Source organism: Streptosporangium sp. NPDC002524 (genome assembly GCF_040295985.1).
Lineage (GTDB): Bacteria > Actinomycetota > Actinomycetes > Streptosporangiales > Streptosporangiaceae > Streptosporangium.
In genome coordinates, this window is record NZ_JBEOWK010000017.1 from 225,303 (window position 1) to 244,793 (window position 19,491).

11 protein-coding genes are annotated in these 19,491 nt (G+C 72.7%); 5 read left to right on the top strand and 6 right to left on the bottom strand.

Translation table 11 applies throughout. The features are described from left to right. Positions 1–7: 7 nt before the first annotated feature. The gene (locus tag ABT053_RS28360) at positions 8–1,240 is read right to left on the bottom strand and encodes an ROK family transcriptional regulator (RefSeq protein WP_350972891.1); all 1,233 of its coding nucleotides are present in this window, start codon (positions 1,238–1,240) and stop codon (positions 8–10) included. Between the two features lie 267 nt (positions 1,241–1,507). Between ABT053_RS28360 and ABT053_RS28365 the strand changes: the two genes are divergently transcribed. The 3 genes from ABT053_RS28365 (at position 1,508) to ABT053_RS28375 (ending at position 8,176) form a co-directional block, all read left to right on the top strand. After that, complete coding sequence (locus ABT053_RS28365) at positions 1,508–2,806, top strand: serine hydrolase domain-containing protein (RefSeq protein WP_350972893.1); 1,299 nt, start codon at positions 1,508–1,510, stop codon at positions 2,804–2,806. A gap of 257 nt (positions 2,807–3,063) precedes the next feature. Next, positions 3,064–5,283 carry a serine/threonine-protein kinase gene (locus ABT053_RS28370; protein ID WP_350972896.1) on the top strand — a complete coding sequence of 740 codons (2,220 nt, stop codon included), beginning with the start codon at positions 3,064–3,066 and terminating at the stop codon, positions 5,281–5,283. Between the two features lie 490 nt (positions 5,284–5,773). Continuing rightward, a complete protein-coding gene (locus ABT053_RS28375; RefSeq protein WP_350972897.1) occupies positions 5,774–8,176 on the top strand; it encodes an ATP-binding protein in 2,403 nt (800 codons plus the stop codon). A gap of 345 nt (positions 8,177–8,521) precedes the next feature. On the opposite strand, the gene ABT053_RS28380 is transcribed toward ABT053_RS28375, so the two are convergent. Together ABT053_RS28380 and ABT053_RS28385 are read right to left on the bottom strand one after the other, a co-directional pair. Then, positions 8,522–8,941 carry an ATP-binding protein gene (locus ABT053_RS28380; protein ID WP_350972898.1) on the bottom strand — a complete coding sequence of 140 codons (420 nt, stop codon included), beginning with the start codon at positions 8,939–8,941 and terminating at the stop codon, positions 8,522–8,524. Positions 8,942–9,080: 139 nt separating this feature from the next. Further along, positions 9,081–9,290, bottom strand: a complete 210-nt coding sequence (locus ABT053_RS28385) for a DUF5999 family protein (RefSeq protein ID WP_350972900.1) — start codon at positions 9,288–9,290, stop codon at positions 9,081–9,083. A gap of 530 nt (positions 9,291–9,820) precedes the next feature. Here ABT053_RS28385 and ABT053_RS28390 point away from each other — a divergent pair. Then, positions 9,821–12,136, top strand: a complete 2,316-nt coding sequence (locus tag ABT053_RS28390; protein WP_350972901.1) for a CHAP domain-containing protein — start codon at positions 9,821–9,823, stop codon at positions 12,134–12,136. A 169-nt stretch (positions 12,137–12,305) separates the two neighbouring features. Here ABT053_RS28390 and ABT053_RS28395 read toward each other — a convergent pair whose 3' ends face one another. Together ABT053_RS28395 and ABT053_RS28400 are read right to left on the bottom strand one after the other, a co-directional pair. After that, positions 12,306–14,078 carry a trypsin-like peptidase domain-containing protein gene (locus ABT053_RS28395; RefSeq protein WP_350972903.1) on the bottom strand — a complete coding sequence of 591 codons (1,773 nt, stop codon included), beginning with the start codon at positions 14,076–14,078 and terminating at the stop codon, positions 12,306–12,308. A 157-nt stretch (positions 14,079–14,235) separates the two neighbouring features. Beyond that, positions 14,236–16,479: an MMPL family transporter gene (locus ABT053_RS28400; protein ID WP_350972905.1), complete on the bottom strand. Its 2,244-nt coding sequence runs from the start codon at positions 16,477–16,479 to the stop codon at positions 14,236–14,238. A gap of 125 nt (positions 16,480–16,604) precedes the next feature. Between ABT053_RS28400 and ABT053_RS28405 the strand changes: the two genes are divergently transcribed. Next, entirely contained in the window at positions 16,605–17,138 is a 534-nt protein-coding gene (locus tag ABT053_RS28405) for a TetR/AcrR family transcriptional regulator (protein WP_350972906.1), read from the top strand. 186 nt (positions 17,139–17,324) lie between these two features. On the opposite strand, the gene ABT053_RS28410 is transcribed toward ABT053_RS28405, so the two are convergent. Then, the gene (locus ABT053_RS28410; RefSeq protein WP_350972908.1) at positions 17,325–19,481 is read right to left on the bottom strand and encodes a protein kinase domain-containing protein; all 2,157 of its coding nucleotides are present in this window, start codon (positions 19,479–19,481) and stop codon (positions 17,325–17,327) included. Positions 19,482–19,491: the final 10 nt, after the last annotated feature.

Consider the following 19,491-nt stretch of genomic DNA (forward strand, 5'->3'; position numbering starts at 1 on the left):
CGCGGGGTCAGGCGGGGGCGTGCCCGGCCGGTGCCGGGGTCGGGGGCGCGACGCGGCCCGCGGGGCGCACCGCGTGGCTGCGCAGCAGGAAGTCCTCGACGACCAGGGTGGCCGCGCCCAGCGCGACCGCCTCGGCGCCGAGCCTGCCCAGCTCGATCGACGCCTGCGAGAAGGGCAGCGGCAGGGCGTACCGGGCGGCGGCGGCGCGGATCTCGGGAAGGAACCTGCGCCCGAGGAGGGACCCGGCCCAGCCGCCGAGGATGACGCGCTCGGGGTTGAAGAGGTTGATCAGGTTGGCCAGCCCGGCCCCCAGGCAGCGGACGGCCTCGTCGAGCGCGGGCCGCGCGAGCGGGTCGGCGAGGAGTTCGGCGAAGACGCTCTCCTCGTCGTCGCCCCCCAGGTCCCTCCCCGCGCCGGCCAGGATCGCCTCGGCGCCGATGTAGGCCTCCAGGCAGCCCTGGCCGCCGCAGCGGCAGGGGCGCCCGTCGAGGACGATCTTCGTGTGGCCCCACTCGCCCGCGCCGCTCGCCGTTCCCCGGTAGGTGACGCCACTGTTGATGATGCTCGCCCCGGCGCCCGTGCCGATGAAGGTCATGACCAGGTGCTGGGCGCCCTTGCCCGCGCCGAACCAGAGCTCGGCCTGGCCCGTCGTCTTGACGCCGTTGTCGGCGAAGACCGGGAGCGAGGTGCCCTCGCGGATGAGCGCGCCCAGGGGTACGCCGTCCCAGCCGAACGCGCGGGCGTGGATGAGCAGGTCGGAGCCCTGCTCGGCGACGCCGGGGACGCCGAGGCCCATGCCGAGCACCTCGGACTCCTTGGCCCCGGCGTCGGACAGGACCGCCTCCAGGCCGTCGAGGATGTGCCGGGCCACCACGGCGGGCTCGTGATGGCTGGGGTCGAGGGCGAACTCCTTCCTCGCCCGCTCCTCCAGCGCCAGGTCGTACAGCTCCACCCGGACGCGCGTCTCGCCGACGCCCACCCCGACCACGTATCCGTACGAGGGATCGACCTTGAGCATGATCCGCGGCCGTCCGCCGTCGGAGTCGACGGAGCCGGTCTCCACGACGATGCCGTCCGTGATGAGGTCGCCGATCACGTTGCTGACCGTGGCGGCGCTGAGCCCCGTCAGCTGGGCCAGATCGTGCCTGCTCAGCTCTCCGGCGAAGTACAGCGTCCACAGGACCACGGACCGGTTGCCCTTGCGCACGTCACGAAGGGTCCCCCGCTGCGGACGGCTCATGCTTCTCCCCGGGGAAGTAATTTCAGATGTTAGTACAACTACTCTAGTCACTGCCGGACCTGGCTTTTCTGCCGCGCTCCCCCGCACGGGGAACGGTCCGCCCGCGTCGCGCGTGAGGAGAGTTTCCCAGGTCGTGCCGCGCGTCGCCACGCCCTCCGGCACCGCGAGCACGCCGAGGAGAGGACCCCGCTCTCCTGGGCCTGGACGGCTCCGGTTGTTAGGCTCGGCCACCAAGCAAGTGCTCACTTTAAGACACGAGGACGGGCGATGGCGGCAGACGGCGGGACCAAGGGCCGGGCGGACACGTACGGGCACTGCGACCCGAGGTTCTCGCGGGTACGGGAGGTGTTCGACGCGCACTTCGCCGGCGGCGAGGAGCTGGGCGCGTCGTTCGCGGTCTTCCTGGACGGCGAGCCGGTCGTGGAGCTGTGGGGCGGGGTCGCCGACCGCCGCAGCGGGCGGGCCTGGGAGCGCGACACCCCCGTGCTGGCGTACTCGTGCACCAAGGCGGTGACCGCGACGGCCGCGCAGCTGCTGGCCGAGCGCGGCCTGCTCGACGTCACCGCCCCGGTCGCGGACGTCTGGCCGGAGTTCGCGCGGCGCGGCAAGGAGCGCGTCACCGTCGAGCACCTCCTCACCCACCAGGTGGGGCTGCCCGCGATCGAGGAGCCGGTCCCGGTCGAGGAGTTCGAGGACCAGGCCGCCATCGCGGACCGGCTGGCCGGGCAGGAGCCGATCTGGGAGCCGGGCACCGCGCACGGCTACCACGCGCTGACGTACGGGTTCCTGGTCGGCGAGGTGATCCGCAGGGTGTCGGGCAAGTCGGTGAGCGAGATCGTGGCCGCCGAGGTCTCCGGCCCCCTCGGCCTGGAGCTCTGGGTCGGCGCCCCGGACGACGTGGCGGCGCGGGCGGCCCGGCTGTCCGCCGGGGACCGCCCCGCGCCCCCCGCCGCACCTTCCACCGCCCCGTCCACCGGCCCGTCCACCGGCCCGCTCGCGGAACCCGCGCCGGTGGCCGAGCTGCCGGGACAGGGGCCGGGAGACCCGGTCTACGAGATGGCCAGGGCGGCCCTCGACAAGGACAGCCTGATGAACCGGGCGCTGGGCAACCCGCCGATCCACAAACTGCGGGGCGGCGCCAACCACCCGGTCGTGCTGCGCGCGGGCTGGCCCGCGATGGGCGCCGTCACCACCGCGCGGGGCCTGGCGGGCTTCTACCGCGACCTGGTGGCCGGGCGGATCCTGCGCCCGGAGACCCTGCGCGGCGCGACGCGCAGGAGGGTGAGCGGCCCGGACAGGGTGCTGTACCTCGACAGCTCCTTCGGCCTGGGCTACATGCGCCCGGCGATGACCTTCCTCACCCCGGCGAGGGGCGCGGAGACCGCGTTCGGCCACACCGGCATGGGCGGGTCGCTGGGCCTCGGCGACGTCGAGCACGGCCTGGGTCTGGCGTACACGATGAACAGGATGGCGGGCGCCGCCTCGGGGAACCTCCGCGCCTACCGCCTGGCCGAGGCCGTCTACGAGTCGCTCCCCCGGAGCGGCCAGAGCGGCCAGAGCCGCTAAAGCGGCCGGACCGGCTGACCTCGGCCCCCCGAGGTCCAGCAAGGTCCGGCGAGATCCGCTGAGGTCAGCCGAGACCCGGCGAGACCCGGCGAGGTCCGTCGAGGTCCGTCGAGGTCAGTCGAGGTCCGCTGACGCCCGGCGCGATCGGATACCGAGCATGACTCCACCATCACCCTTCGCAAAAGTTGACCAATCGTGACAACCAACCGCATGGGTGAGACCGTCGAACAAGTCGAGGGCACTCGGAAGGGGACGGGATGGTTCCGGGATACCACGAGGTTCGGGAACTCGGCGTCGGCGGAGGCGGGCGGGTGGTGCTTGCCACGTACGCCCCCACCGGCGCCTACGTGGCCATCAAATACCTCAACTCGGCCCTCAGGGACGATCACCGCTTCCTGGCGCGCTTCCGCGCGGAGGCGCGCGTCATGGTGGAGCTGCAGGACCCGAACGTGGTCCAGCTCTACGAGTACTACGAGGACGTGCTCGAAGCCGCGATCGTGATGGAGCTGGTCGACGGGGTCGCGCTCAGGCGGATCCTGTCCGAGCACGGCAGCACGAGCCCGGAGGCGGCGCTCGCCGTGCTCAAGGGCTCGCTGCTCGGCCTGGCCTTCGCGCACGCCGCCGGTGTCGTGCACCGCGACTACAAGCCGGAGAACGTGCTGATCCAGGCCGACGGCGGCAGCAAGCTGGCCGACTTCGGCATCGCCGCCCACGTCGGGGAGACCGGGACGACCGCGGGCACCCCGGCGTACATGGCCCCCGAGCAGTGGGAGGGGGCTCCGGCGAGCGCGGCGACCGACGTCTACGCGGCCACGTGCGTGTTCTTCGAGTGCCTCACCGGGCGCAGGCCCTACCTGGCCGACCACCGCCTCGTGCTGATGCACCGCCACCGGCACGAGGCGATCCCGGTGGAGGAGGTGCCCAGCTCGGTACGCGGCCTGGTCACGCGGGGCATGGCCAAGAACCCGGCGGACCGGCCGCGGAGCGCGCGGGCGTTCCTGGAGGAGCTGGAGACGGCGGCGCTGGCGGCGTACGGGCCGGAGTGGGAGCAGCGCGGGCGGCGGCACCTGGCCGAGCTCGCCACGCTGCTGGCACTGGCGTTCCCGCTGGCCAAGCCCGCGCCGAAGGCCGCCTCCTCGGTCGCCCAGACGATGCTCGGCCGGGTGGGCCGGGTGCGCCGCCCCCGGCTGGGCCCCAGGACCCTGGCCGGGCTGGGGGTGATCACCGTCGCGATGACCGCCGGGGTGATCGCGGCCAACCGGCCGCAGGACCGGCTCTCCGCCGACACGATCTTCACCCCGCCGCCCAGCTCCGCGATGGTCGAGGAGACCCCCGGGCAGCGGCGGCGGAGCCAGGTGTCCGCGCCTCCCGAGCCCTCCGCCGGGCCGCCCCGCCCCTCGGGGGGCGCCGCCGCCAGGAAGCCCGGGTCCCCCTCGAACGGCACGAACCCCGGCCAGGTCACCTCGCCCCCCTCCCCGATCCCCAGCCGGACGCCGGCCCCCTCACCGCCCTTCCCCTCCCTGTCCCCCCTGCCTCCCTCTCCCACCGGTTCGCGTCCGCCGGTCCCGTCGCCCACCCGTACGGCCACCCGGCCGCCGATACCGGAACCCACGGGGACGGGCGCGTCGGGGTCCGCGCACGCGGTCAGCGGCCTGAAGGTCGTGGGGATCGACGCGCACGGGACCACGGTCGGCTTCCGCGCCTCCACCGAGGGCAACGTCGCGGTGACCATCACCTTCGCCGAGGGACCCGACCGCGACCGGCTCGTCCGGGCGGCCCCGTACACCTCCGTGCTCGGCGGGCTGAGGACCTACTCCCACACCGTCCCGCACACCTTCGCCGTCCCGGCCTGCGGGCAGACCCTCTATCGCCGGGTCACGGTCTCCACCTCGCCCCGTTCCTCGGGCGGGACGGTCAGCCGTACGGAGAAGGTGCGCGGCGAGGTGTGCGCGCCACCCGAGGTCTCGATCACCTCCTTCGACGGCACCACGGTCGGCTTCCGGGTGAGGACCCCGAACACCTCGGCGGTGACCGTGCGGCTCGGGTTCGCGCAGCGGATCGGGGACACGCGCGAGGTGGCGACCGGCACGCGGGAGCTTGAGCTGTCCGGCGACACCGAGTACGAGCGGGAGGTGACCGGGGACTTCGCCGACCCGCCCCGCTGCGGGGGGTACGTCACCCGGCTGGTGACGATCACCACCGTGCCCGAGGGCGACACGCCCTCCCGGACGGCCCGGATCGACCTGCCCATCTGCGCCCCCGCCCCAGGCACCGACCCGGACCCGGATCCAGGTCCGGGTCCGGAGGCAGGACCGGAGACAGGACAGGAAACAACCCCGGAGGCAGGGCCGGACACGAGCACGGACCCGGGTCCACGGGAACCCCGGGACTCGGAGAGTCCGTCGGGGAACGACCCTGCCCTGCTGGACATCGAGCTGGGCCTCGACCTGGGCGGCCTCCTGGACGGCCTCCTGTGAAGTGATCGGCCCCGCACCAACGTGAGTGACCAACGACCGGCCCCGGCCGGGCCGAGCTGACCAGGCCGAACCCGGGCGAGCAGGGCGAGGCTGAGCCAAGCAGGGCAGGCCCCGACCGGCCCGAGCAGAGCAGGGCCGGACCAGCCCAGGACCGTAAGGCAGGGCAAAGTCTGGCAAAGCCGGACCAGGCCAAGCAGAGCAGAACAGGTCAGAACAACCCAGAACAGGGCCGAGCCGGACCAGGCAGGGCCGAGCCCGCCGACCACCGGACCCCCGGCCCGGGGAACCGCGGGCCACCGGCCCGCGACCCCCGGCGTCCGCCCAGGTCACCGCCCCCGGGCCACGGATACGCACGGGAAAACGGTCGGCACATAGTGTGGACTGTGCCGGTTGGATCCGGACATACGGCTATCCACTGACGAAACCGGCATGAGGCGCTGATGGATGCCGGTGAGTGCTGATGGTTGCTGATGGATACTGATGGTTGCTGATGGATGAGGTGGCGTCGGCCACCCCGAGGCGGTGGCAGGCGACGGACCTGCCCCCCGAGGTGACCAGTTTCGTGGGGCGTCGGCACGAGATGGCCGAGGTCAAGCGCCTGCTGTCCGGAGCGCGCGTGGTCACCCTCACCGGACCCGGCGGGGTCGGCAAGACCCGGCTGGCCCTGCACGTCGCCGCCGACGTCCAGCGGGCCTTCCCCGACGGGGTGTGGTTCGTCGAGCTCGCCGGGCTGGAGAACCCGGAGCTGCTCGCCGGATCGGTGAACGAGGCCCTGGAGATCAGGGACGTCTCCCACCGGCCTCCCGTGGAGGTGCTCATCGATCACCTGCGGGAGAAGCGGGCCCTGCTGATCCTCGACAACTGCGAGCACCTCCTGCGGGCCTGCGCCGTACTGGCGGGAACCCTCGTCCGCTCGGCCCCCTCCCTGCGGATCCTCGCCACCAGCCGGCAGGCGCTGGGCATCTCGGGCGAGCAGACGCTGGTCGTGCCCACCCTGCCGCTGCCACCGCCGCCGGGCCCCGGCGGCCCCGACGGCCCCGACGGCGGCAGGCCGTTCGCGGAGCCGTCGGCGCAGCCGGAGGCGGTACGCCTCTTCGTCGAGCGGGCCACCGCCGTCCTGCCGGACTTCACGCTCACCGAGGCCAACCGGTCCGCGGTGGAGCGGATCTGCCGGCGGCTGGACGGCATCCCGCTCGCGATCGAGCTGGCCGTCGTGCGGCTGCGCGCCCTCTCCCCCGAGGAGCTGCTGGCCCGGCTGGACAACCGGTTCCGGCTGCTCACCGGCGGTTCGCCCGCGACGCTGCCCCGCCAGCAGACGCTGCGCGCGCTGATCGACTGGAGCCACGCCCTGTGCACCGAGAAGGAGAAGCTGCTGTGGGCACGCGTCTCGGTGTTCGCCGACGGCCTGGACCTCGACGCGGCCGAGGCGGTCTGCTCGGGGGACGGGATCGACCGCGAGGAGGTCGTCGACCTGGTGATCGGGCTGGTGGGCAAGTCGATCCTGATCCGGGAGAATCCCCCCGCGGCGTCCACCGCGACCCGCTACCGGCTGCTGGAGACGATCAGGCAGTACGGCAGGGAGAGGCTCGTGGCCTCGGGGCAGGAAGGCACCCTGCAGCGGCTGCACCGCGACCACTACCGGCGGCTGGCGGCGGAGGCGTACGCGGAACGGTTCGGCCCGCGCCAGGTGTCCTGGCTGGGCAGGCTGAAGCTCGACCACGCCAACCTGCGCACCGCGCTGGAGTACTGCTTCGGCGAGTCCGGGGAGACCTCCACCGCCCTGGGCATGGCCACCGACCTGCTCTACCACTGGATCACGAGCCACTACCTCAGGGAGGGGCGCCGCTGGCTGGACCTGAGCCTCCGCTGCGACGGCGGCTCCGACGAGATCCGGGGCCGCGCGCTGTGGTCCGACAGCTGGCTCGCCGTCATCCAGGCCGACGTCGTCTCCGCCGCGTCGATGCTGGAGGAGGCCAGGGAACTGGGCGGGCGTCCCGGGCACGAGCCGGTCCTCGCCTACGTCGCGCTCTACTCGGGGATGATCGCCATGTTCCGGGGGGACGTCGACCTCGCGATCGGCCTGTACGAGGAGGCGGTGGCGCGCCACCGCGCCGACGACGACCCGGCGGGCCAGGCGCTGGCGCTCGTCCGGCTCTGTCTCGCGCACTCCTTCCGGGGCGACTGGCCGAGTTCCGTCGCCGCCGGGGAGGAGTGCATCGCGCTGTGCGACGCCCACGAGGAGGGCTGGCACCGGGCGTACGCGATGATGGCGCTCGGCGTCGGGGTCTGGTGCCAGGGTGACGCCCCGCGCGCCGCGGAGCTGGAGAGGGAGAGCCTGAGGTTCAACCGCTCACTCGACGATCTTCTGGGCCTCGGCGTCAACCTGGAGGTGTTGGCCTGGATCGCCTCGGCGGAGGGCGACCACCAGCGGGCGGCCAGGCTGCTGGGGGTGCTGGAGACGGTCTGGCAGGCGATCGGGGCCCCGCTGTCCGGTTTCGGGCACCTGATGCGCTACCACGACGAGTGCGAGGAGCGCACGCGCGAGGCTCTCGGAAAGCAGGCCTTCGACACCATGGTCAGGCAGGGCGCGAAGCTGCGGTGCGACGAGGCCTTCGCCTTCGCCCTCGGAGAGGAGACGCCCTCCGGCGAGTCCTCCGGCGAGGCCGAGGAGCCGTCACCGCTCACCCGCAGGGAGACGGAGATCGCCAAGCTCATCGCCCGGGGACTGAGCAACAAGGAGATCGCGGCCTCGCTGACGATCGCCCAGCGCACCGCCGAAGGCCACGTCGAGCACATCATGACCAAGCTCGGCTTCCACTCGCGGGCCCAGATCGCCGTCTGGACCGGCGAGCGCATCCGGAACGCGAACGGAGACCGTACGTCTGACGCATGACGCCCGATGGAGACCGACGGAGACGACGTACGGGAGACCGCGAACAGAGGAGGACGCCGGAGCCGACGAGTGCGATGATCCCGTCGGCTCCGGCGTCCGGCTGGAACCGGGTCGGGGAACTCGGTTCCGGCCTCCGGAGATGGTCTGTGTGCCCGGCCCTCGGAGGAACCCGGGCGGGTTTTCCGTGCGGCTTTCTGAGCGGTTTCCGTGCGGCTTTTTTGGGCGGCTTTCCGGGCTGCTTTCCGGGCGGAGCGGGCGGTCGATCTCGCGCGGTCGGCTCTCGGCGGGTGCGGCCGGCCCGGTGGGCGGCCCGTCGCGGAGGCGGCGCGTCGATCGGCCTCGCGGTCAGGCCTCGGCGGCGTTCGCGGTGGTGAGCTCGAACCAGACGGCCTTGCCGTCGGTGGTACGGGCACTGCCCCAGCAGCAGGACAGGAGCTCCAGCAGGTGCAGTCCTCGTCCGCGCTCCTCGTCGTCGCGTGCCCGGCACGCGCGGGGCAGGAGGGAGTCCGGGTCCGCGTCCTCGACCTCGCAGCGCAGCAGGCCGTCCTGGAAGGAGAGGGCGAACCTGATGGTTCCGCGCGAGTGGCGCAGCGCGTTGGTGACCAGCTCGCTGACGAGCAGTTCGGCGACCGTACTGTGCTCGTGCAGTCCCCAGTCCGCCAGGCAGGCGCGGGTCAGGTGGCGTGCCTGGGGCACGGATGCCGACTCGGGCGCGAAGGAGCACGAGGTCTCCTGGCCGTACGGCGCTCCGAGAAGAGCGTTCATGAGCGTTCACCTACGTGGTCGGCGGTTACCTCGATCAGGTGTGGTGCGCACGCGCGTCCGCCACCGGAGGCCGACCGCCGCGGGGCCGTCCGGCCGCGGGGCGTGTCCGGTCCCGATCCGGCGGGCACACGCGGCGGGATCATGCCGCCTGCCCCAGGGAGACGCGGTGCAGAGGCATGCCGTGGACGGGAGTGCTGCGGCCGTCGGGCAGGAGTGCTCCGGTGTCGTCGAAGACGACCACACCGTTGCAGAGCAGGCCCCACCCCTGCTCGGGGTGGAAGGCCACGAGAGCCGCGGCTTCGTGATCGGGTGCGCTTGCGAGTGGGCAGCGCGGCTGGTGCTGACACATGGCTCGTACCTTTTAACCTTCGCTGGTTGCTGTTGAGCCTTTCCTGGTGTGACCAGCATCTCCCGGCAGCCATACGCGCATAGCGGGATAAATACCCATATGTCTACCCATTTCGCCAGAAGGTAAAGAAACCGGGCGCCGACGCAAAGAACGATCGGCAAGATCGAACGGCGTGGATACGGCGCTCCCGGCCCCGGTCGCGGCGATCCGGTAGATCTTTTTCCCGGGCGTTTTACCATCGGAGATCATCCGTATACCTCCCCGACCTCGGCTTTTGTCCGCAAATATGACATCGAGCGACTTGGCGTGCCCTTTAGTCTGTCGTGACCTGTCCTTGGGGCCGGGTAACCTCCCTCGTCACGGAAGACAACTGGCCAGTGGTGCCGCCGCACGCGTCCCTCCACACCCCCGGTGGGCTCGCGTGAACGCGCCGTCGCTCAACCCCGTCTCCCGGTGGCCAGGTCGCGAGGCGGAGCGACCATGCCCGCACGGCCGCCGGGGGTCCTCGGAAACCCTCAATGACACCTGAGATGCACAAGTTCATCGAGCTGCTGGAAAGTCAGCTCGGATACTCCGAGAAGAGTGGCGGCTACACCAAGTTCGGTGACTGGTACGGCAAGAACGTCGAGTTCGACGCCGACTACACCGCCGCCCCCTGGTGTGACATGTACCTGTCGTGGGCGGCGGAGAAGCTCGGCTACCAGGAGTGGGTCGGCCAGTTCGCCTACACCGTCCACCACGCCCAGTGGTTCCGGCAGCAGGACGCCTGGGGCACCGTCCCCAAGCCGGGGGCCGTCGTCTTCTTCGACTGGAGCGGCTCGAACAGGATCGACCACATCGACCACGTCGGGATCGTCACCGGGGTCGAGGGGGGCAGGATCCACACGATCGAGGGCAACATCGACGGCGGGATCGCCAAGCGCAAGGAGCGCGACACCGGCAAGGTCGTCGGCTACGGCTACCCGGAGAAGATCAAAGCCCGGCTGGACCGGGAGGCCACCGAGAAGCAGACGGTCGTCAAGCCCGCCGCGGCCGGGGACAACGCGGTGGTGATCGGCCCCGGACCCGACCTGTTCGCCCTGCTCCCCTCCCCCGCACCCGCGCGGGAGACCCGGACGTCCACGAGTCCCGGCAAGGCCAAACCCGCTCCCAAGCACGCCGCCGGAACGACGAGCAGCGACGGAACCGGCAAGACCGTTTCGGGGAACGACAGCGGTACCGCGTCCGGGCAGAACCCCGCCGCGAACGCCCCGCGGAGCGACCGGGCGACCGCGGGCGCGCCCGCCGGGCCCCAGGCGTCGGCCTCCACCGGCCGCACCTCGTCGGGCAGCTCGTCGGGTAAGCCGGTGAAGACCGACAAAACAGACAAGCAGGCTAGAGCGGACAAGCCGGGTAAGCACGCCAAGGCCTCCACCGCCGACACCAGCGCGCTCGCCATCACGCCCACCGCCACCGTCCGCGACCTCGCCACGCCCGTCCCGGGCCTCGACAGCCCCGCCGTCCTCGCGCCGGTGCTGCTCGCCGCGGTCGCGATCCTCGCGCACGGCAAGGCCAGGCAGTCGAAGGTACGGCTCCTCGCCCCCACCCCGGGCCGCGCCTCGACTCCCTCCCGCACCTCGGGCCGCACCCCGGCTCCCTCCCGCACCTCGGGCCGCACCCCGGCTCCCTCCCGCACCTCGGGACACACTCCGGCCCCCTCCCGCACCTCGGGACACACCACCCCGTCCCCCTCCCCCGCACCCGCCTCGGGGCACACCACCCCCTCGCCCTCCCCCGCACTCACTTCGGGGCGCACCCCCCTGTCCCCCTCCCCCGCACTCGCCTCGGGGCGCACCCCGCTGTCCTCCTCCCCCGCACTCACCTCGGGCTCCCCGGCCCCCTCTCTCGCTTTCCCGTCGCGCAGGACCCCGGGCCGCCGCCGCGCCCCGGGCCGCCGTCGCATGCCCAGGAACGCCCCCGCCCGCGCTCTCTCGTACTCCCCGGCCCCGGCCAGCGCCCCCGAAAACCCACCCATCCGCGACCTCTCGCACGCCTCCACCCCGGCCGACACCCTCGGGAACACGCCCGTCTCCCGCGACCTCGCGGAGACCTCCACCCTGATCCACGGCCCCGGCAGCACGCCGGTCTCCCGTCTCATGGAGGGTTCAGCCCTGCCTCACGGCCCCGGGAACATCACCACCCACGACCACTCGTACGTCCCCGCCTCGGCCGGTCTCCCCGGAAACACCTCTGCCTCCCCCGACCTCGGAAACGCCCCCCGCACCCCCGAGGTCACAAACATGTTCGCCGTCACCCCCGGCTCCGGCTTCCGCGACCTCGGGGACGTGCCCGTTCAGCCCCGGCGGTCCATGACTCCCCAGGAGCTCGTTCCCGCAAGTACCGGATTCCCCTCGGTCACTACCTCCGTCGCCCACGTCGAGGAGTCCCGCGTGCCGGACCGTCGCGACGACCGTCCCCGCGCCCCCTACCAGGGCAGGCGTCGCCTGCGCGAGCAGGCCGTGGTGGAGTCGTCGACCTGGGTGCGGAACGCCCCGCCGCGCGGTCGCCGCCACCGCCAGGCCGACTCCGCGACCACCACCGTCCCGGCCTTTCCGGCCACCCCGGCACGTCCTGTCCGTCCCACCCGTCCCACCGCGCCGACTCGTTCCGCCGCGTCCCCTCGTTCCGCCACGTCCGCCCGCCCGTTCGCCAAGCCGAGAACGGCCGTCCCGATCTCGACGACGGCCCGGACGGGGCAGGGCGATCCCGCGCTCCCGGCCGGATCCGCCGCGTCACCCGCCGAGCCGGGTGACGTCCTGGTCCACAGCGGCTACCGGGGACGTCGCCGGGCGGAGGCACTGGTCTAGCCGCCTCCCTAGCCCGGGGAACAGGCCGGACTGATCCAGCCGTCCCCCTCCCCAGGGAACAGGCCGGGCCTGATCCAGCCGCCTCCGCTGGAAGAGCAGGCCGGGGCTGGTCCAGCCGCCTCAGCCTCCTGGAGAAAAGCCGGACCGGCCCCGCCGGGGACGGGCGCGCTCAGCGCTGCTCGGGCGGGCGTCCCATCGTCCGGCGCAGCTGTTCCAGCTCCGCCTCCAGACCCGCGATCCGGGTGTTGGCCCCGGGGCCTCCGGAACCCCCGGGACCACCGGAACCCCCGGAGCCTCCGGGACCACCCGGGCCCGGCTGTCCCTGTGGCGGGCCGTAGGGCGAGTGCGGGCGGACCGCCCGGGTGTCCTCGGGCGCGGCCGGAAGCGGGTAGGGCGCCCGCTGCTGGTACTGCTGCGGCGCGCCGTACGGCTGTCCCTGCTGCCCGTACTGCGGCTGGCCGTACTGGACGGCGCCGTGCACCTGCGCCGGGTAGCCGGGCTGCCCGCCGTACGGAGAGGGCGGGAACGGGGCCGGTCCCCTGGAACGGCGCCTGCCCCTGACCACCGAGGCGATCGTGCCGACCACGAACAGGGCGATCAGGCCGCCGCCGCCCCACAGCAGCCACGGCAGGATCGGCGTGCCGCTCTCGTCCTTGCCCGCGGTGATGGCCTGCTGGGAGTCGCTGACGTACTTGGCGACGTACGGGTGGTTCGGCTGCAGCGCCTGCGTCTCGCGGAACTTGGGCAGCGCGTCGGAGTACCTGTTCTGGAAGAACAGGTCGAGCGCCTCGTTGTAGGCCTTCGTCGTCGACGACTCGGCCGGCTTGATGTTCTTCTCGTTCAGTTTCTCCTTGACGATGCTGACCGGCAGCACGAAGCTCTCGCCCTCGGTGGAGCCGCCGTCCTGCTGGATCAGGCCGCCGACGAGGATGCCGATGACCCTGCCGTCCTTGCTGAACACCGGCCCGCCCGAGTTGCCCGGGTAGGAGGGCGCCTGGGTCTGGATGTACGGCACCCCCTCGGGCGTCTGGCGGGCGGCGTTGTAGGGACCCTCGGTGAACGCCGGGTCGAGCTTGGACTCCAGATTGAAGATCGAGGTCTGCGTCACCGTACCGGGGAACCCGCTGATGTAGAGGGTGTCGCCGACGCGCACGTCGGAGTCCTCGCCCAGCGGCACGGTCGGCAGGTTGCTCTGCCCGTTGGCCTTGAGGATCGCGACGTCCTTGCCCGGGTAGACGGTGCCCTTGGCGACCAGCTCGATCGGCACCGTCTTGGTGGTCTTGTCGACACCGCCGCCCGGCAGGCTCTGCAGCAGCGCGAGCGAGCTCTTGACGTTGCGGATCTTGATGTTGTCCGCGTTCCAGACCTGGAAGATCTTCGTCGCGGTCCTGAGGATCTCCTCGTCGGAGGCGATGTCGCCGAGGTCGGCGACCAGGTCGGCGGCGTCCTTCTCGTTGATCTTCGTGAGGGCCTGGGCCGCGAACGTCTGCGCCAGCTCGGTCTCCTCCTGTCCGACGCAGTGCGCCGCGGTGACCATGTAGCCGTCCGGCGTGACCCACCAGCCGGTGCACAGCCCGCCCGCCGTCGCCTCGACGACCCGCTCCCGCCCGCCGGGCGAGAAGTAACGGCCCGGGTCCTTGGCCATCTGCTGGACGACCCAGCGGTAGATGCTGTTCTCGTCGGAGGAGATCTTGCCGCTCTGCACGGCATTGACCCCCTGCTGGGTCAGGGTCCTGATCGCCTCCAGGTTCGCCTCCGGCGTCGGCACGGCCACGTCGGCCGTGTAGGACACCGAGGTCAGCTGGACCGCCGGATGCGTCCTGGCCGCCAGCCACGTCCCGACGGGGACGTCGACCTCCTTCGGCTTCGCCGTCGCGGTGCCCGGCAGGGCCAGCGTGCTCGCCAGCACCAGGCCGGCGACGGCGCTGATTCTTGCCCACATCTTCGTACTCTCCCCAAACTCGCTTCCCGGGCGAGAGCCTGGCGGAGACTACTTGGGGAGGACTTGGAAGCGACTGGGACACCGGCGAGCCCCGGACAGGACCGGCCCGGGACGGGACCGGGGCCGGACAGGACCGCCCCCGGACCGGCCGCTCCCCTCAGCCGCGGCCCGCGCCGACGAGTTCCCGTCGCGGCTGCTCCGGTCCCTCCGTCACCTCGTCCTCCTCGTGACCCTCGACGGAGAGGTCGGGCAGGATGCGGTCCAGCCAGGCGGGGCACCACCAGTTGGCCCTGCCGAGCAGGGCCATGGTCGCCGGGACGAGCAGGCCCCGGATGATCGTGGCGTCCACCGCGATGGCCACCGCCAGGCCGACACCGAAGATCTTGACCATGGGGTCGGGGTAGGCGACGAACGCGACGAAGACCGCGACCATGATCAGGGCGGCGGAGGTGATGACCCTGCCGGTCGACCCCAGCCCCTCGGCCACCGCCCTGCGGTTGTCGCCGTGCTTCAGGTACGCCTGCCGCACGGCGGTGAGCAGGAAGACCTCGTAGTCCATCGACAGGCCGAACAGGATCGCGAACAGCATCAGCGGGATGTAACTGTCGATCGGCACCGTGAAGAACACCGTGCTCAGGTAGGAGCCGTCCGCGCTGACCGGCGTGTCCATGCCGACCAGGCTGCTGCCCAGTCCCAGGGAGAAGACCAGCGAGAGCGCGCCGAACGCGGCACCGAGGGAGACCAGGTTCATCAGCGCGGCCTTGATCGCGACGACCGGCGAGCGGAACGCCAGGAGCAGCAGCAGCGCGCTCAGCAGGACCACGACGCCGACGACCAGGGGCGTGCGCCCGGCGATCCTGTCACCGGCGTCGGCCATGCCGGCGACCTGCCCGCCCACGTGCACCTCGGCTCCCTCGACGTCGAGCGCGCGCACCGCCTTGACCACGTCGAGCGCCCGGGGGTCGCCGGGGGCGTAGGCGGGGATCGCCTGCAGCAGCGCCGCCGTGCCGCCCCTGTTGAGGACCGGGTCGCCGACGTGGACGACCCCCTCGACGTCCGCGACGCGGTCCTTCAGGGCGTTCAGCACGGCCGGGGCCGGCTCCCGGTCGACGACCCTGGTGTCCAGGTCCGCCACCACGACGAGCGGGCCGTTCATGCCGGGCCCGAACCCGGCCTGCAGGAGCTCGTAGGAGCGCCGCGTGTCGGTGCCCCGGTCGGCGTAGCCGTTGTCGAGCGTGCCCAGCTGGAGGGCGAGCGCGGGCGCGGCCAGCGCGGCCAGGACGGCGACGCTGAGCGCGAGCACGCTCCACGGCCGCCGGGCCACCCAGATGCCCAGCGAGGCCCAGCCCGAGGAGCCGTGGCTGCCCCGGCGTCCCATGAACGGCAGGCGCAGCGCGTTGACCCGGTGCCCGAGCAGGCCGAGCAGCGCGGGGACCAGCGTGACCGAGGTGACCACCGCGCAGACGACCGAGATGCCGGTGATCCAGCCGAGCGTCTGCAGCAGGGGGAAGCCCGCGAGCATGAGCGCGCTGAGCGCGATGATCACGGTGCCCCCGGCGAACACCACCGCGCCGCCGGAGCCGGCGGCCATCCGGCGGACCGCCTCGTGGACCGGCAGGCCGTCGGCGAGCAGCTTGCGGTACCTGCTGAGCAGGAAGAGCGCGTAGTCGATGCCGACACCGAGGCCGATCATCGTCGCCATGATCGACGCCTGCTTGGGCACGTCCACGATGTGGCCGAGCAGGCTCACCACGCCGAGCCCGGTCGCGATGCTGATCAACGCGGCGAAGATCGGGATCATCGCGGCGACCAGGGTGCCGAACGCGAGCAGCAGCACCAGCAGCGCGCAGGCCACGCCGATGATCTCGCTGGTCCCGGTCTTGATCTCCTTGTCCGCCGGGCTGCCCGAGGAAGCGGGGACCGCCTCGATGCCCGCCGCCCGCGCGGGTTCGGCCGCCGCGGAGAGGAGCTTGGTGGTCTCGGCCATCTTGGCGGTGTCGTTCCCCTCCAGCTTGATCGCGATGATGCCGATCTCCAGGCTGGGCGCGAGACCGCCGACCTGGTAGGGGGACTTCACCTCCTTCACGTGCGGCACGTCGCGGATCCGGTCCACGGCGAGCTCCACCGCGCGCTTCCTGGCGTCGGTGATGAGGGGGCCGTCCGGCGAGTAGAGGACGATCTGGGCCGAGCTCCCCGCCCCGTACCCGGGACCGAAACCGTCCTTCATCAGGTCGACGGCCCGCTGGGCGTCGGTGCCGGGAATGCTGACATCGTTGCTGACCGGGCCGGGGAAGAACACCGATCCCGCCGTCAGCAGCGCCGCCGCGACCACCCACAGGGCGAGTACGGCCTTCCCGTGCCTCGCGCACCAGCTTCCCAGCCGCCCCAGCAAACCAGACATCGGTGACCCCGCCCCGCTTTAGTATCAAACGTTCTGAAAAGGCGTACTGTACGCTCGTACAGAACCTACGGTAGAGAGTAGGGGGACAAATCAGGAAAAGCTCTAGACAGCGCGGGAGTGAGACGATGACCACACTCGAGCACGGGCATGACACACGCGGACGGATCCTCGACGCCGCCCGCCTGCTGTTCGCCGAGCGCGGCTACGCGGCGACCTCGCTGGCCGACATCGCCTCCGCCGTGGGCCTGACGAAGACGGCCGTCGCCTACCACTTCCACCCCAAGGACCGCCTCGCCACGGAGCTGGCCGCACCCGCCATCGAGGACATCGTGGCCCTGCTCCAGAGCGACTTCGACGACGACCGCGCTCTCGTCGAGGCCCTGGTGACCTTCGCGGTGAGGCACCGGGCGATCATCCGGCTGATCATGGAGGACATCAACTGCGCCGACGACGCGCCCCCCGGCTCCCCCGGCGAGGCCATCCGCGTCTTCCGCGACGAGATCTATCTCCGCCTGGCCGGGCCCGACCCCGACCCCGCCCACCGGGTCTGGGCCTGGGCCATGCTGGGCTCCCTCCAGTACGCGGTGGTCAAGACGATCGACCTCCCCCAGGAGGAGGTCAGGCGGACCCTCCTCGCCACCGCCCTCGCCACCCTCTGAAACACCTTCCCCGAACCTCCCGAGGTCCTTCCCCGGACCCCCTGAGGCCCCTGGGTGAAAGCCCTCTTCTTAGGGCCCTCCCAAGGCGCCCCGGGCCGAAGCGCCCTTCCCGGAGCCTCCCTCCGAGGCCCCCGGGATCTCCCGGGATCTCCCAGGCCTCCCCGGACCGCCACCCCGGACGGCGCCTCACCCGGAGGGGGCGGCCTCCCCGGGAACGGGTGCCGGCGGGACCGTGGGATCGGGAGGCTCGGTGCTCTCCCCCGGACCGGGCCCGGGTCCCGGCCCGGGTCCGCTCTGGCCCCCGACACCGACCGTGATCACGATCGTCGCGCCGGACCTGGCACAGGTGCCGGGCGCCACGCTCTGCGCCAGCACCACCCCGTCCTGGCTCTCGCCGGTGACCAGCCGTGCCCGCGTCCGTACGGCGAACCCCGCCCCGCCGAGGGTGTTGGAGGCGTCGGTCGCGCTCTGGCCGGTGACCGGGGGCACCGGGACACCGTTCCTGGAGACGACGAGCTCCACCGCGCTCCCCGGGGAGACGCGCTTGCCCGCGCCGGGGGTGCTGGCGAGCACCCGCCCGGCCGGCTGGTCCGAGCAGCGCGTGCCGACCCCACCGGCGACCAGCCCGGCCTGGGCGAGCGCCGCCTGGGCGGCCCTCCTGGCGAGGCCGACCAGCGTGGGCACCCGGGTGCCGCCGGAGACCTGCAGGTCGACCCTGCCCTTCTTCGGCAGCGCGGTCCCCGGCGCCGGGCTGCTCGCGATCACCTCGCCGAGCGGCCGGTCGGAGTCGACCGCCTTGACGGTCCCGGCGACCAGCCCGGCCTGTTTGATCAGGCGCGCCGCCTCGGAACGATCCAGCCCGACGAGCGCGGGCACGACCACCGTGGCGGCGGGGGGCGGCAGGGGGGAGGACTTGACGCCCTCCGCGCGCGGGGGCCTGGCCGGGACCGTCGGCGGGACCGGGAGCGGCCTGATCGGAGCGCTCGTCCTGCCCGCGTGCGGCACGGTGTCGCCCTGGGAGGTGGACTCCACCGCGGGGACGACCGGCGGGGCGGGCGCGCCTCCGGGCGCGACGCCGCTCAGCGCCGGGACCAGGACCCCCACCAGCACGGCGGCGCTGATGAGCAGCGCGCCGGAGACCGCGACCGAGGCCCTGGTGGCCGCCTGCCCGGGGTGGGTACGGGGCTCGTCGAAGTCCTCGCCCCCAGTCCGGAACGCCCGCCCGCCGGACCTCCCGCCCGCCGATGACGCACCACCCGACCCACCGGACCCGGCACCGCCCGATCCACCGGCCCCGCCGAGCCCGCCGGAAAGACCCGCGGCACCGAACCGGCCGGACCAACCGGACTGACCGGACCGCCCTGGCCGTCCGGAGGAGACGGAGAGCCCGGACGAGACGGAGAAGCCCGAGAAGCCCGATGAGACCGAGGAGCCGGAGGAACCGGAGGAGACCGAGGGACCCGAGGCGTCGAGCCCGCCGGGCGCGGGCGGGAACCCCGGCACCGGCGAGGACCGGGACCCGGCCACCGACCGCCCCCCGTCGTCGCCGAGCAGCGCGAGCAGCAGCTCCCTGCTGGTGGGACGGTTACGGGGGTTCTTGTCCAGGCAGTCGACGACCAGCGCGCCGAGCAGCCCGTCGAGACGGCCCAGTTGCGGGGCCGCGGTGAGGATCCGGTTCAGGACGGCCGCGATCGAGTCCTGCCCGAAGGGCGCCTGGGCGTTCGCGGCGAAGCACATCGTGGCGCCCCAGGCGAAGACGTCGGCCGCCGGGTTGATCTCGGCGCCCTCCACCTGCTCGGGCGCCATGTAGGCGGGGGTGCCCGCGCCGCGCCCGCTCTGGGTGGCCGCGGCGTCCAGCGCCCTGGCCAGCCCGAAGTCGATGACCCTCGGCCCGTCGGGGCCGAGCAGCACGTTCTGCGGCTTGAAGTCGCGGTGCACGATCCCGGCCCGGTGGATGGCCGCCAGCGCGGTGGCCGTCCCGATGGCCAGGCGCTCCAGCCTGCCTCCCTCGCGGGGCCCGCTGACCGCGACCTCGCGGTGGAGCGACGGGCCGTCGACGTACTCGCTGACGATGTAGGGGCGGTCGCCGTCCAGCCCGGCGTCGAGCACCTGGGCCGTGCAGAACCGGGCCACCTGCTTCGCCAGCTCGACCTCGCGCAGGAAGACCTCTGGATCCTCCCCCACCGAACCGTGCAGAAGCTTGACCGCGTAGGGCTCGGAGCCGGTGTCGGGGCGCACCCCGACGTAGACCACCCCCTGCCCACCCTCTCCGAGACGCCCGATGATCTCGTACTCACCGAGCGCCGCCGGATCCCCCGTTTTGAGCGGCTGCGCATACGGCACGCGAGCCTCC

What these genes read in the sequence shown, in the direction of transcription:
- ABT053_RS28360 (WP_350972891.1), bottom strand. Translation starts at nt 1,240, where the DNA reads ATGAGCCGTCCGCAGCGGGGGACCCTTCGTGACGTGCGCAAGGGCAAC.
- ABT053_RS28365 (WP_350972893.1), top strand. Translation starts at nt 1,508, where the DNA reads ATGGCGGCAGACGGCGGGACCAAGGGCCGGGCGGACACGTACGGGCAC.
- ABT053_RS28370 (WP_350972896.1), top strand. Translation starts at nt 3,064, where the DNA reads ATGGTTCCGGGATACCACGAGGTTCGGGAACTCGGCGTCGGCGGAGGC.
- ABT053_RS28375 (WP_350972897.1), top strand. Translation starts at nt 5,774, where the DNA reads ATGGATGAGGTGGCGTCGGCCACCCCGAGGCGGTGGCAGGCGACGGAC.
- ABT053_RS28380 (WP_350972898.1), bottom strand. Translation starts at nt 8,941, where the DNA reads ATGAACGCTCTTCTCGGAGCGCCGTACGGCCAGGAGACCTCGTGCTCC.
- ABT053_RS28385 (WP_350972900.1), bottom strand. Translation starts at nt 9,290, where the DNA reads ATGTGTCAGCACCAGCCGCGCTGCCCACTCGCAAGCGCACCCGATCAC.
- ABT053_RS28390 (WP_350972901.1), top strand. Translation starts at nt 9,821, where the DNA reads ATGCACAAGTTCATCGAGCTGCTGGAAAGTCAGCTCGGATACTCCGAG.
- ABT053_RS28395 (WP_350972903.1), bottom strand. Translation starts at nt 14,078, where the DNA reads ATGTGGGCAAGAATCAGCGCCGTCGCCGGCCTGGTGCTGGCGAGCACG.
- ABT053_RS28400 (WP_350972905.1), bottom strand. Translation starts at nt 16,479, where the DNA reads ATGTCTGGTTTGCTGGGGCGGCTGGGAAGCTGGTGCGCGAGGCACGGG.
- ABT053_RS28405 (WP_350972906.1), top strand. Translation starts at nt 16,605, where the DNA reads ATGACCACACTCGAGCACGGGCATGACACACGCGGACGGATCCTCGAC.